This window comes from Venenivibrio stagnispumantis, assembly GCF_900182795.1.
GTDB lineage: Bacteria > Aquificota > Aquificia > Aquificales > Hydrogenothermaceae > Venenivibrio > Venenivibrio stagnispumantis.
The window spans coordinates 19620-32384 of record NZ_FXTX01000003.1; the positions used below are offsets into that span (position 1 = coordinate 19620).

Sequence of the window (12765 nt, forward strand, 5' to 3'; positions counted from 1 at the left end):
TCTTACCTCTCTTTTCCTGTTAGATATTCTATATCTGCCAATGTTTTAAGATATTGATAATAAGATATTTCTCTACTTGATAAAGCTCTTGTTAATGCTGATTCTGCATTTATTAAATCTGTTCCGGTTGCTATCTGATTTCTGTATTGCTCTTTTACAAGCTCATAATATTCCTTTGCATAAGATAGATTTTCTTCTGCCACTTTTAGATTATCTTTTGCTGTTTTTAGCTCTTCATAAGCTTTTTCTATCAAAAGTTTTAGATTATTTTCTAAATCCTGTATTTGATACTCAATCTTTTTTGTGTCTGATTTTGCCTGTAATATTTTATAATATGGTTTAATTCCCTGAAATTCTACACCGGCAGATATACTAAGTATAAAATTTCCTTTTGGATTTAGATAATCTACCTGATTTGTGTATTGATAACCTGCCTGAGTATATATCTTTGGTAAAAACTGAGATTGTTCTATTTTTTCTTTTTCTTGAAGCTGTCGTAGGGTAAATTTTAATGCTTTTAATTTATCAGAATTTTGTATGGTTTCTTTTTTTAGTTCTTCTATATCTTCAATATCTTTTATAGGAATATTTACCGGCTCAAAATTTTCATTTTTTAAACTTTCTCCTACCAATCTTTCAAGATTAGATAATGCAACTTTATATCTTCCTTTTGCATCTCTTAAATCTCTTTCAACCTCTGCTTTTCTTACTTTTGCCTGCAATAGCTCTACTTTTGTTACTAATCCCTGCTCCAAAAATCCTTCTGTCTCTTTAAGATGGGCATCCACATTTTCAAGCTCTTTTTGATATATATCTACCAATGCCTTTGCTATCATTAAATCAAAATATGCTTTTTTTACCTCTGCTTTTAAAGATTTTAATGTATCGTTATATAAATATCTATCTGATGTTAGCTGATACTTGGATATATTTATAGATGAGCTTCTTAAACCGGCTGTATATATATCATATTTTAACCCTATATTAAAGGTTGTAAAATTTTTATTAGATTGTTTGAAAGAAAGAAATGGTGCAATCTCCATTCTAGGTGTCTTAGAATAAAAGATTTCTGATATATTTGTAAAAAATGAAGGATAATATAGCTGTTTTTCTGCTTCAAGATTAAATTTTGATGATTCTACTTGCTGATTATAGGCTTTTAGCTGTGGATTATTATTTATAGCTTTTTCTATTAACTGGTTTAGGTTCTCTCCAAAGCTAAAATTTGCAAAAATCATTAATGATATAAAAATCTTTTTCATTTTTCACCTCTTGCTATTTTATTCCTTTTAAAACAATATTTAAAGATTCTTCCAATAAATTTCCAAACTCTTCTTTGGTTTTATTATCCGTTAAAATAAGCTCTAAAAAGTTTTGCCTTATACTGCCTATAATTATATTAGCAATAACTTCTTCATTATTATATCTAAATTTTTTCTGATTAATACCTTTTTTTACAATCTGTAAAATATAATCCTTTAATTTTAACATTTTTTGTATGTATATCTTTTTAAAATCTTCATTCAGGCATATCATCTGAAATAAAAATATAGAGGCTATCTCTTTGTTTTCATATATACAATTTGCTATTTTATTTACAATATTTTTCAGTATATTTTCAGCATCTTCTTCTGCGTTGCAACAATTTTCTATTTCTTTAAATATTTTTTCATTTATGCTAAATATTAACTCTTTGAATATATCTTCTTTACTTTTGAAATATATATAAAATGTCCCCTGAGCAACGCCGGCATCTTCTACAATATCAGATACTTTTGTATCGTGGTATCCTTTTTCTGAAAATATCTTTTTTGCAGAAATCAATAATTTTTCCTTTGTATTCAATATCTACCTCGCTAAATTCAGTATTTCTTTTATTACTTCTTTTGTATATATTTTATCAAGATTCCATAATTTAGCCGTAATCATAACATTGTCTGCTATTGCATCTATATCTTTTATACCTACTTCTGATAAAGAAACCGGTGCTCCTATGCTGCTAAACCATTCTTTTATAGCCTGTGGCAATTTTGTGTAATCATCTAAATTAAATATTTCCTTTGCAAATCGCTTAAATTGTGGTTTATTATTTTCAAGATACCATTTTGTCCATGCAGGTATTACTATTGATAAACAGGCTCCGTGTGGTAAATCATATAAAGCTCCTATGGAATGGGCTATCATATGGTTTGGAAAATATCCACCACCGACACCGGTTCTTGTTATTCCATTTAATGCAAGGGTAGAAGCCCACATAAATTCTGCTCTTGCATTATAATTGGTAGGTTCTTTGAGTATTATATCTGTGGTTTCTTTTATGGTTTTTACAATGCTTTCTACCAATCTATTTTGAATATTAGGACATACTTTGCAAGTAAAATACCATTCCACACTATGGGCTGTTATATCTACTGCTGAGTATGCAACATACTCTTTTGGCACGGTATATGTAAGCTCTGGATTTAAGATTGAAACTTTTGGATATATATAAATAGAAGAGATTGATAATTTTTCTTTTGTTTCTTCATTTGTGATAACGGCATAACCATTCATCTCTGTTCCGGTAGCCGCAAGGGTTAATATATCATATACCGGCAGGGCTGATTTTATTTCTTCTCCTCTTTCAAAATATATCCATATATCTTTATCCGTTTTTGCTCCTACTGCTATTGCTTTTGCTTCATCAATAACAGAGCCACCACCTACTGCCAATACTGCATCAACATTATTTTCTTTTGCTTTCTGGATACCTTCTCTTGTGTGGGATAAAACCGGATTTGATTTTACACCGCCGTGAAGGATGTATTCTATGCCGTTTTGATTTAATAAATTTATAACTTTATCAAATAATCCGGTTTTTTTGATGGATTCTTTTCCATACACAAATAAAACCTTTTTTATTCCATCATTTTTTAAAATCTCTCCTATCTTTTCTTCTGTCTTTTTACCAAATATTATTTTGGTAGGGTTATGAAACTCAAAATTTTCCATCTTTCTTACCTCCTAAGGGCTGATTTTAAAAATAGTTCAACTTTATCAAATAACATATACACAATAGGTATAACAAATAAGCTAAGAGGTAATGCCGATAATAAACCTCCTATTACTGCTATTGCAAGAGGTTGTCTCATCTCTGAGCCTTCTGTTATTCCAAGGGCTACCGGTATAAGAGATGCTATAATTGTTAATGTTGTCATAAGAATTGGTCTTAATCTTTCTTTTCTTGCTTGAAGTATTGCATCTAAGGTTTGTTTACCATCTTTTTTAAGCTGGATTATTCTTTCAATGAATAAAACAGAATCCCTTGTAACAAGACCGATTAATAATATTATTCCAAAATAAGAAGTTACATTTAAAGTTGTTCCGGTTATAAGTATAAGTGCAAATGTTCCTACTATTGCAAAAGGAAGCATCAATAAAACTGTGAAAGGATGGATTAAGCTTTCAAATAATGCTGCTAAAATCATATATACTGCAACAATTGCCACTATCAAAGCAGCTCCTAAGTATGCAAAAGTTCTTTTAAACTCTTTTGTTTGCCCGCCGATTTCATAAGTATAACCTGCCGGTAGGTATTTTTTGATAATATTTTCAACCTGAATTATTCCTTCCGATACTGGTTTTCCGGATGCCATATTTGCATAAATGGTGACAGAGTATTGTCTGTTATATCTGTTTATAACATTAAATCCGGGAGCCGGTTCAAATTTTATAAGATTGGATAACGGCACAAGATTTGAGTTTGCTGCCCTTACATATATCCTGTCTAAATTGTTATACTCTTTTAGAAAATCTGTATTTGCTTTTACATAAAAATCATAACTTTCTGAGCCTTCTTCAAATGTTCCGACCTGATATTTTCCAAAAATTATATTTATAGTATCGGCTATATCTTTTGTAGAAACTCCAAGCATTAATGCTTTATCTTTATCTATGGTTATTCTTATTTCCGGCTTATTTATTCTAATATCTGTATCTACATCCACAAAAGAAGGATTAGAGCGAAGCTCTGATTCTATATGGGAAGATACTTTTGCAAGTTCATTTATATCAGAGCCTTTTATTATATACATAATATCTGCCGAACGGCCGGCTCTTGGACCTACTGCCGACGGAATATCTATTATTGCCCTTACATCAGGAACTTTTCTCAAATCTTTTCTTAGCATATCCATTATTACTTTTTGGTGTGGTCTTGTTTTTCTATCTTTTAATGTGATAAAAAATATTCCGCCATTAACTTCCGGTCTTCCGGCTATTCCTTCACCGAGGGCTACTCCATATCTTAAAATATAAGGATTTGAAGAAATTATTTTTTCCATCTCTTTTGCTTTTTTATTTGTAAATTCAAAAGATGAGCCGGTAGGTGTTTCAAATCTTATTAAAAATCTTCCTTCATCAACAATAGGGAAAAACTCTTTTCCTGTTTTACCTGCTAATTTAAAACCTGCAATTACCGTAATAAATGCAACTGCTAAAACTATCAATTTGTGATTTAAAGACCATTTTAAAGCTTTATCAAAACCATTTTCAAATTTATCATAAAGTTTTTGGAATATATTTTTTTCTCCTACTTTTATTATTCTTGCAGATGCCATAGGTGTAAAGCTAAGGGATACTATATAAGATATTGCAATAGCAACGATTAATGTAAATGCAAAACCGATAAAGAATTTACCTATTACACTTTTTATAAATAAAACCGGAACAAATATAACGATTAAAGAAGCAGTAGAAGCAAGTAATGCAAATATAACCGTTTTTGTTCCTTTTTCTGCTGCTTCTATTCCTTTTAGTCCTTCTTCATTTCTTCTATAAATGCTTTCCATAACAACTATAGCATCATCTATAACAAGACCAACGGCTACTGCCATAGCAAGTAATGTGATTGTATTTAGAGAATAACCAAATAGATATAAAAATGTGATTGCTCCAAGGATAGAAACAGGAATAGCCATAGCCGGTATAAATGTCATTCTAAAACTTCCAAGGAATAAGAAAACAGTTAAAGCAGTAAGCAAACCACCTATCACTATCTCTTCAAGGGCATCATGGACGCTTCTTTCTATAAATGTTGAAGAATCATAATTAATATCAAGTCTCATTCCCGGTGGAAGTTGTTTATTTAGCTCTTCCATTTTTTGTTTTACTTTATTTGATACTTCCACCGTATTACTTTTTGATTGTTTATATACAATAATAGCTACTGCCGGTTCAGCTTCTTTTGCATCAAATGCTTTAAATCGGACTGCACTTCTTTCTTCATCAAAACTAAATTCAGCATTTCCTATATCTTTTATTCTTACATTGTTTTTTATTATTATATTGTTAATCTCATCTGCCGATTTAGCCTTTGAATAAATTCTTAATATATATTCTCTATTTTTTGAATCTATTCTACCGGCAGGGGTTTCAAGATGGTTTGATTGTATTGCATTGACAACATCAAGGGGAGCAAGATTGTGCCCTGCAAGTTTTTCAGGGTTTAGCCTTACCCACATTACCCTGTCCCTAAAACCACCTAAATCAACCTCTCCAACTCCCTGAACCCTTTCTATCTCTCTTTTTACAATTTTATCTGCATAATAAGAAAGCTCTGAATAATCTACATTTCCGTGTAATAAAATAGCCATAATTGGAGCAAGTGATGTATCTACTTTTCTAACAACAGGAGGGTCAGTGCCTTCAGGAAGTTTTTTTATAATCCTATTTACTGCATCTCTAACTTCCTGAGCTCCTATATCTATATCTTTATCAAGGTCAAATATAACAGTAATTCTTGATTGACCGGTATAACTTTGAGAAACTATACTTTCAATTCCACTTATTGTAGCAAGCTCATCTTCTATTTTTCTTGTTATATTAGTATCTACAACATAAGGAGAAGCACCCTGATAAGTTGTAGAGATAGAAACAATTGGAAAATCAACATCCGGATTTCTATCTATCGGAATATTTTTTAGGGCATAAATACCGGTTACTATAAAAGCCAAAATAAACATCCATGTTGTTATCGGTCTTCTGATAAAAAAGCTATACATATTGGCTCCTTGACATTTTTTATAAATTTAGTCTATAATATCACATGACTGATAAATCAGTCAATATATTTTGAAGGTGGAGAAATGAAAAAGATAACTCTTTTTTTGATACTATTTAGCTTTATACTATCTTGTCAAAAAAAAGATGAAACAAAAAAAGAAAAACCTACTCCAAAGGTTAGTATAGTTTATCCAAAAGAAACCTATATAAATATTCCTTATATAGCAAATGGTATTTTAGAAAGTCCAAAATCGGCTTATATAAAACCGGAAGTATCCGGAAGAATAGTTAAATTATATGTAGATGAAGGCTCTATTGTAAAAGCAGGGCAACTTCTTGCAAAAATAGAACCTGAACCTCAACTCTATCAGGTAGAATCATCTCAGGCAAATATATCAAAACTTGAAGCAATTTATAAAAACAAAAAAGATTATTATGAAAGAAGGAAACAGCTATACGAAAGAGAGCTAATCAGCAAAGAAGAGCTTGACCAAGCAGAAGCAGATATGAAATCAGCATTAAATGATTTATTATCAGCAAAAGCCAATCTAAAAGAAGCATCAAGAAACTTAAAAGAGACAAATATAATAGCTCCATTTTCCGGAATTATAGATAAAAGATTAGCCAATGTGGGAGATTATGTTGACCCATCAAAAGATATATTTTATATATTAACATTAAATCCTATCAGGGTAAAATTTAGCGTTCCTCAAGAACTGGTTAAAAATATAAAATTGGGACAAAAAATAGAAGTGGATATAGAAGGATTTGGTAAAAAAGAAGCACAAGTTGTTTATATCTCTTCATCCTTAGACCAAAATAGCCTTGTAACAATCAAAGCCCAGCTTCCTAACCCAGATGGAAATCTAAAAGAAGGAATGTATGCAAAAGTAAATCTTATAAAAGATACCGTAAAAGGTTTTGAACTACCGGAAGAAGTGGCTATAATGGAAGGGACAGATAATTTTCTGTATATAGTAGATAACCAAAATAAAATTCAAAAAACAAAGATAGATATTTTAAATCAAACCTATGGCAAGATTTATGTAACCGGAGATTTAGACCAAAATACAAAAGTAGTGGCTACAAATATTTTTAATGTAAAACCATTGATGACAGTTCAGATTATCGGAGAGAAAAAATGAAAAGATTATTTATAACAGCTTTAATTATAAATTTAAGCTATGCTTCAACTTATGAAGAAGTTATCCAACTTGCAACCCAAAGGGCTACCGATATAAAACTTTCAGAAGAAGATATAAAAAAAATAGAATATCAGATAAAAGAAGCAAAAAGCAATTTATATCCATCATTATCAATAACCGGAAGTTATACCAGATGGGACCCAAACTATATAAGCGGATTTACACCGAAAAATCAATATAATGCAAAATTAACATTATCACAAACAATATTTGACCAATCTATATTTGAAACATTAAATATAGCAAAAAAATCTTTAAAACTTCAAAATGCAACAAAAGAAAATGTAAAAATAAATGTAATAGATACGGCAAGAAGATTATATTATGATGCTTTATATAAAAAATCTGTTTTAAAACAAAAAGAAGAAAATCTAAAATATTGGCAGGAAAATCTGAAATTAGTAGAAAATAAATATCAGGTTGGACAGGTCGCAAAATACGATTATATGACAGCAAAAGCCCAATACCAATCAGCAATATCAGACCTTGAATTAGCTAAAGCAAATTACGAAAAATCTATAATAGAGTTAAAAAGATTTTTATTTAAAGAAGATTTAACCCCGCCGGAAGGAGAGTTATCAAAGATAGATTATAATTTAGATGAAGATTTTGATAAACTACTTGAAGAAAATCCGGATATAAAAGTTTTAAAAGAACAGATAGCAGTCCAAGATAGCCAGATAAAATTAGAAGAGGTAGCAAACAATCCAACAGTTTCATTTCAGGCTAATTATCAGACAAATAATATAATGAAATTTCCACAAAATGAAGAAGCTTGGAAAAAAGGATATAATTTTAATATATCTGCCAATATGGTAATTTTTGATGGATTTAAAAAAGATAGCAGAGTAATGCAGGCAAAAATAGATAAAACAAAATACAATATCCAGCTTGAGGACAAGAAAAACAGCGTAAAAGCCCAGATTAAAGAAGCCCTGCAAGATTTAAATGCTCTACAAAAGCAGATAGATGCAAATAAAGCAAATCTTGAAGCTTCAGAAGAAGCTTTAAGATTATCAACAGAAAGATACAAAGTAGGTGTAGCTAACATTGTAGAGCTTCTTCAATCAAAATCAAATTATGAAACAGCAAAACTTAATTATTTAACATCTATTTATAGCTATAATCTACGATTGTTTGATTTAATGAAACTCATAGGAAAATAAATATATTTTAAATCCCTCATTCTTTTCTTCTATATGATAAAATTTTAATAACATTGTGCTTTGAGAGGGATTAATGTATAGTTTAAGTATAGAGCAGTTTAAAGAATTAAGTAAGGATTACAATGTTATTCCGATTTATAAAGAGATTGTGTTAGATATAGATACTCCTTTATCTGTATTTTTAAAAATATCTTCTGAAGGCAGATTTAACTTTCTTTTTGAAAGTGTAGAAAAAGGCGAAAATGTAGGAAGATACTCATTTATAGGCTCTTCTTCTTCTGTTTATATAAGAACAAAAAAAGATTTTGTAGAGATATATAATAAAGGTAAAATTAGGTATGATAAAACAAAAGACCCATTAAATACATTAAAAGAGATTGTAAATAGTTATAAAGCTCCTAAGTTGGAAAATTTACCACCATTTTGGGGTGGTTTTGTAGGATATGTTGGTTATGATGTGATATATTTTTATGAACCTATTCCGGATATAAAACCGGATATATTACAAATTCCGGATATTTTTTTCTTTTTAAGTGATGAAGTTATCGTTTTTGATAATGTATATAACACAATAAAAATTTTCGTTTCTGCTATTATTGACAATCGAGATGTAGAACAAATATATAAAGAAAATATTGAAAGAATTGAAAAAATTGAAAATCAATTAAATAAAGAAATCCAGATTAAAAGAATATCCATAGAAAAAAAAGATGTTGATATTACAAAATGGAAATCTAATTTTAGTAAAGAGCAGTTTTTAAATGCAGTTTTGAAGGCAAAAGAGTATATTAGAGAAGGTGATATTATTCAGGTTGTGCCATCTCAAAGATTTAGTAAAAAATTTAAAGGAAATCCGATAGATATTTACAGAGCAGTCAGGGTAATAAATCCATCTCCTTATTTATTTTACCTTGATTTAAAGGATATAAAAATTATAGGTTCTTCTCCGGAAATACTTGTTTCTGTTAAAGATAAAAAAATCATCACAAAGCCAATAGCCGGCACAAGACCAAGAGGAAAAACAGAAGAAGAAGATAAAAAGTTATCAGATGAACTTATAAATGATGAAAAAGAAAGGGCAGAACATCTTATGCTTGTAGATTTAGCAAGAAACGATGTTGGAAAAGTTGCAAATATAGGCTCTGTAAAGGTTGATAAATTTATGTATATAGAATATTATTCTCATGTTATGCATATTGTTTCTGATGTTTCAGGAATATTAAAAGAAGGATTAACAGGTATAGATGTTTTAAAATCTGTATTTCCTGTTGGAACTGTAAGTGGAGCCCCAAAGGTAAGAGCAATGCAAATTATAGAAGAGCTTGAACCTGAAAAAAGAGGTGTATATTCCGGAGCAGTAGGTTATATATCATTTGATGGCAATCTTGATACTGCGATAGCCATTAGAACAGCTGTTTTAAGAGATGAAGAAATATTTGTTCAGGCAGGTGCAGGTGTCGTAGCAGATTCAATTCCGGAAAAAGAGTATGAAGAAACAATAAATAAAGCAAAAGCTATGATAAAAGCCGTAGAGATAGCAGAAAATATATGAGGTAAGTAAAATGTTTGGAATAGGTTTTCAAGAATTACTTGTTATAATGGTTGTTGCATTGATAGTTTTAGGACCAAAAAGACTTCCGGAAGTAGCAAGAAGTCTTGGTAAATTTTACAGAGAGCTAACATCTTCTCTTAATGAAGTAAAATCTTCTGTAGTTTCAGATTTATCTTCTATAAAAGATATAGAAAAAGAAAAAATTAGCTTAGATGAAACAAAAACAGAAAAAAAAGATACATTTGAAAAAGAGTTTGAAGCCCATATAAAAAATAAAAAAGAAGATATACAACCACAAAGGGAAGTAATATCCTTTAAAAAAGAGGTAAAAGATGAGCAAAAATCCTGAAGAATTTGAAGCCCCCATAACAGAGCATTTAGCAGAATTAAGGGATAGATTAATAAAAATCATTATAGCAGTATTTATAGGTATAGTAATATCTTTTACTCAGGCAAGTAAGCTTTTTGAATTTTTAAAATATCCATTACAAAAAGTAAACCCAAATATGAAACTTTATTTTTTATCTCCTACAGAACCATTTTTTACAGCATTAAAAATATCTGCATTAGCCGGAGTAATAATAACTTCTCCTATAATTTTTTATCAAATCTGGAAATTTATAGAGCCTGCTTTGTATGAAAATGAAAAGAAACTTGTTTTACCTTTTGTTTTATTTACAACTATATTTTTTATCGTAGGATGTGCTTTTTGTTTTTATCTTGTCCTACCGGTTGCCCTGAATTTTTTCATAAATTTTGGTAATATACAACTTGGGGCAGAAGCAATTTTTTCTGTAAAAGATTATATATCTTTTGTAACCAGAATGATTTTTGCATTTGGTATTACTTTTGAACTTCCTGTTATACTTTCTTTACTTGCAAGAATTGGAATTATAACCCCTGAACTTTTAAAAAAATATCGTTCTTATTTTATTGTTGCTGCATTTGTAATTGCAGCAATTTTAACACCTACCCCCGATATGTTTAGCCAATTAATGCTTGCTTTACCGTTAGTAGCATTTTATGAATTATCAATATTTATAGCAAAAATACTTTATCCAAGAAGCACAAAAGCTCAAAATGAGGTTTAAAAATGGCAAATAACTATCAGATAAATGAACTAAAAAAAGAAGAAGCTTGGCGATTATTTAGAATAATTGGCGATTTTATAGATGGATTTGATATTATGCCTGATTATCAGCCATCTGTAACTATCTTTGGTTCTGCAAGGGTTGATGAGAATGACCAATATTATCAAGCAGCAAGAGAAGTTGCCTTTAAATTAGCTAAAAAAGGTTTTAGTATTGTTACCGGTGGTGGACCCGGTATAATGGAAGCCGGAAATAGAGGTGCTTATGAAGCCGGAGGAAACTCAATTGGTTTAAATATAGCCCTTCCTACCGAACAAATACCTAATAAATATGCAAATGTTATTTTAAATTTTCATTATTTCTTTGCAAGAAAAATGATGCTTGTAAAATATGCTTCAGCATTTATTTTATTTCCAGGAGGATATGGCACCTTAGATGAATTAACAGAAACATTGGTTCTTATTCAGACAAAAAAATTAAAGCCATTTCCGGTAATACTTTATGGAAAAGAGTATTGGGAAGGTTTATATAACTGGTTAAAAGATAAAGTTGTAAAAGATGGATATATAGATGAAAAAGATTTAAATTTATTTAGAATAATGGATGATATAGATGAAATAGTTGAATATATTGAAGAAAGTTATATAAAGAAATCTGCGGAGAAATAATATGATTTTAGATATAAAAAATTTAGATGAATCACAAATATATAAATTGATGATAAGCACAATTGTGCCAAGACCTATTGCATGGGTATCTACAGTAAGTAAAGAGGGAATTTATAATATTGCACCATTTAGTTTTTATATGGGAATATCCAGCTCACCTCCACTTATTGCTATCTCAATTGGTAAAAAAAATGATATTACTAAAAAAGATACATGGAAAAATATAGAAGAAGTTGGAGATTTTGTTATAAATATTGTTGATTATGATTTGGTTGAAAAAATGAATATAACAGCATTACCTTTTGATGAGCATATAGATGAATTTAAAGAAGCCGGTTTGACACCCATCAAATCAGATATTGTAAAATCCCCAAGAATAGCAGAGTCTCCTATAAATATAGAATGTAAAAAATTTGCTATAATAGAGATTGCAGATATGGGATTGATAATTGGAGAAATTTTAAGATACCATATAAGAGATGATTTAATAAATGAAAAAGGATATGTAGATACATCAAAATTAAAAATAGTTGGAAGACTTGGTTCTGCAGATTATTGTTTAATTACGAAGGAAAATATCTTTACATTAAAAAGACCGGATAAGGGGTAAGAATGAAGCTTAAACAGATAGAAGAAAGCTTATCCTCAAAAGGTTTTAAAATAACAAAGCAAAGAAAACAGATTTTAGATTTTATATTAAAAACAAAAGGCCATTTTGAGATAGAAGATATAGTTTATAAAATGAAGAAAAAAAATAAAAATGTTTCAAGGGCTACAATTTATAGAACAATAGGTTTATTAAAAGAGCTTGGTTTTGTAGAAGAAGTTATTAAATATGATAATAAAACAATATATGAAATTGCAGGGAAAGGGCATCACGACCATCTTATATGTATAAAATGCGGAAAAATTATAGAATTTGAAGATAAAAATATAGAAAAACTGCAAAATAAGATATGTAAAAAATATAATTTTAAACCTATTTATCATAGACTTGAAATATTTGGAATATGTGAAGAATGTCAGAAAGGTGAAAAATAA

The 12765-nt window shown here is 29.5% G+C and carries 12 protein-coding genes; 8 read left to right on the forward strand and 4 right to left on the reverse strand.

From position 1 onward, the window contains the following. Positions 1 to 2 precede the first annotated feature (2 nt). The 4 genes from QOR43_RS01900 to QOR43_RS01915 are packed head-to-tail and all read right to left on the reverse strand — an operon-like array spanning position 3 to position 6041. Positions 3 to 1262 carry a TolC family protein gene (locus QOR43_RS01900; protein WP_265133902.1) on the reverse strand — a complete coding sequence of 420 codons (1260 nt, stop codon included), beginning with the start codon at positions 1260 to 1262 and terminating at the stop codon, positions 3 to 5. Positions 1263 to 1275: 13 nt separating this feature from the next. Continuing rightward, a complete protein-coding gene (locus QOR43_RS01905; protein WP_265133903.1) occupies positions 1276 to 1845 on the reverse strand; it encodes a TetR/AcrR family transcriptional regulator in 570 nt (189 codons plus the stop codon). A 3-nt stretch (positions 1846 to 1848) separates the two neighbouring features. Further along, positions 1849 to 2991: an iron-containing alcohol dehydrogenase gene (locus QOR43_RS01910; protein WP_265133904.1), complete on the reverse strand. Its 1143-nt coding sequence runs from the start codon at positions 2989 to 2991 to the stop codon at positions 1849 to 1851. A gap of 5 nt (positions 2992 to 2996) precedes the next feature. Beyond that, positions 2997 to 6041, reverse strand: a complete 3045-nt coding sequence (locus tag QOR43_RS01915) for an efflux RND transporter permease subunit (RefSeq protein ID WP_265133905.1) — start codon at positions 6039 to 6041, stop codon at positions 2997 to 2999. Between the two features lie 84 nt (positions 6042 to 6125). On the opposite strand from QOR43_RS01915, the gene QOR43_RS01920 reads away from it, so the two are divergent. The 8 genes from QOR43_RS01920 to QOR43_RS01955 all read left to right on the forward strand — a co-directional run bounded on the left by QOR43_RS01920 (position 6126) and on the right by QOR43_RS01955 (position 12765). Next, complete coding sequence (locus tag QOR43_RS01920) at positions 6126 to 7187, forward strand: efflux RND transporter periplasmic adaptor subunit (protein WP_265133906.1); 1062 nt, start codon at positions 6126 to 6128, stop codon at positions 7185 to 7187. After that, positions 7184 to 8413, forward strand: a complete 1230-nt coding sequence (locus QOR43_RS01925) for a TolC family protein (protein ID WP_265133907.1) — start codon at positions 7184 to 7186, stop codon at positions 8411 to 8413. The genes QOR43_RS01920 and QOR43_RS01925 overlap by 4 nt, the downstream gene beginning before the upstream one ends. 73 nt (positions 8414 to 8486) lie before the next feature. Further along, positions 8487 to 9965: an anthranilate synthase component I gene (gene trpE, locus QOR43_RS01930; RefSeq protein WP_265133908.1), complete on the forward strand. Its 1479-nt coding sequence runs from the start codon at positions 8487 to 8489 to the stop codon at positions 9963 to 9965. A gap of 10 nt (positions 9966 to 9975) precedes the next feature. After that, positions 9976 to 10314: a Sec-independent protein translocase protein TatB gene (tatB, locus tag QOR43_RS01935; RefSeq protein ID WP_265133909.1), complete on the forward strand. Its 339-nt coding sequence runs from the start codon at positions 9976 to 9978 to the stop codon at positions 10312 to 10314. Beyond that, on the forward strand, positions 10298 to 11056 hold the full coding sequence (tatC, locus tag QOR43_RS01940) for a twin-arginine translocase subunit TatC (protein ID WP_265133910.1): 759 nt from the start codon (positions 10298 to 10300) through the stop codon (positions 11054 to 11056). The genes tatB and tatC overlap by 17 nt, the downstream gene beginning before the upstream one ends. Positions 11057 to 11058: 2 nt before the next feature. After that, entirely contained in the window at positions 11059 to 11724 is a 666-nt protein-coding gene (locus tag QOR43_RS01945) for an LOG family protein (protein ID WP_265133911.1), read from the forward strand. Position 11725: 1 nt separating this feature from the next. Further along, positions 11726 to 12334, forward strand: a complete 609-nt coding sequence (locus QOR43_RS01950; RefSeq protein ID WP_265133912.1) for a flavin reductase family protein — start codon at positions 11726 to 11728, stop codon at positions 12332 to 12334. 2 nt (positions 12335 to 12336) lie between these two features. Further along, positions 12337 to 12765, forward strand: coding sequence for a Fur family transcriptional regulator (locus QOR43_RS01955; RefSeq protein WP_265133913.1), 429 nt, complete (start codon positions 12337 to 12339; stop codon positions 12763 to 12765).

What these genes read in the sequence shown, in the direction of transcription:
- trpE (WP_265133908.1), top strand. Translation starts at nt 8,487, where the DNA reads ATGTATAGTTTAAGTATAGAGCAGTTTAAAGAATTAAGTAAGGATTAC.
- QOR43_RS01900 (WP_265133902.1), bottom strand. Translation starts at nt 1,262, where the DNA reads ATGAAAAAGATTTTTATATCATTAATGATTTTTGCAAATTTTAGCTTT.
- QOR43_RS01920 (WP_265133906.1), top strand. Translation starts at nt 6,126, where the DNA reads ATGAAAAAGATAACTCTTTTTTTGATACTATTTAGCTTTATACTATCT.
- QOR43_RS01915 (WP_265133905.1), bottom strand. Translation starts at nt 6,041, where the DNA reads ATGTATAGCTTTTTTATCAGAAGACCGATAACAACATGGATGTTTATT.
- QOR43_RS01955 (WP_265133913.1), top strand. Translation starts at nt 12,337, where the DNA reads ATGAAGCTTAAACAGATAGAAGAAAGCTTATCCTCAAAAGGTTTTAAA.
- tatC (WP_265133910.1), top strand. Translation starts at nt 10,298, where the DNA reads ATGAGCAAAAATCCTGAAGAATTTGAAGCCCCCATAACAGAGCATTTA.
- QOR43_RS01950 (WP_265133912.1), top strand. Translation starts at nt 11,726, where the DNA reads ATGATTTTAGATATAAAAAATTTAGATGAATCACAAATATATAAATTG.
- QOR43_RS01910 (WP_265133904.1), bottom strand. Translation starts at nt 2,991, where the DNA reads ATGGAAAATTTTGAGTTTCATAACCCTACCAAAATAATATTTGGTAAA.
- QOR43_RS01925 (WP_265133907.1), top strand. Translation starts at nt 7,184, where the DNA reads ATGAAAAGATTATTTATAACAGCTTTAATTATAAATTTAAGCTATGCT.
- QOR43_RS01945 (WP_265133911.1), top strand. Translation starts at nt 11,059, where the DNA reads ATGGCAAATAACTATCAGATAAATGAACTAAAAAAAGAAGAAGCTTGG.
- tatB (WP_265133909.1), top strand. Translation starts at nt 9,976, where the DNA reads ATGTTTGGAATAGGTTTTCAAGAATTACTTGTTATAATGGTTGTTGCA.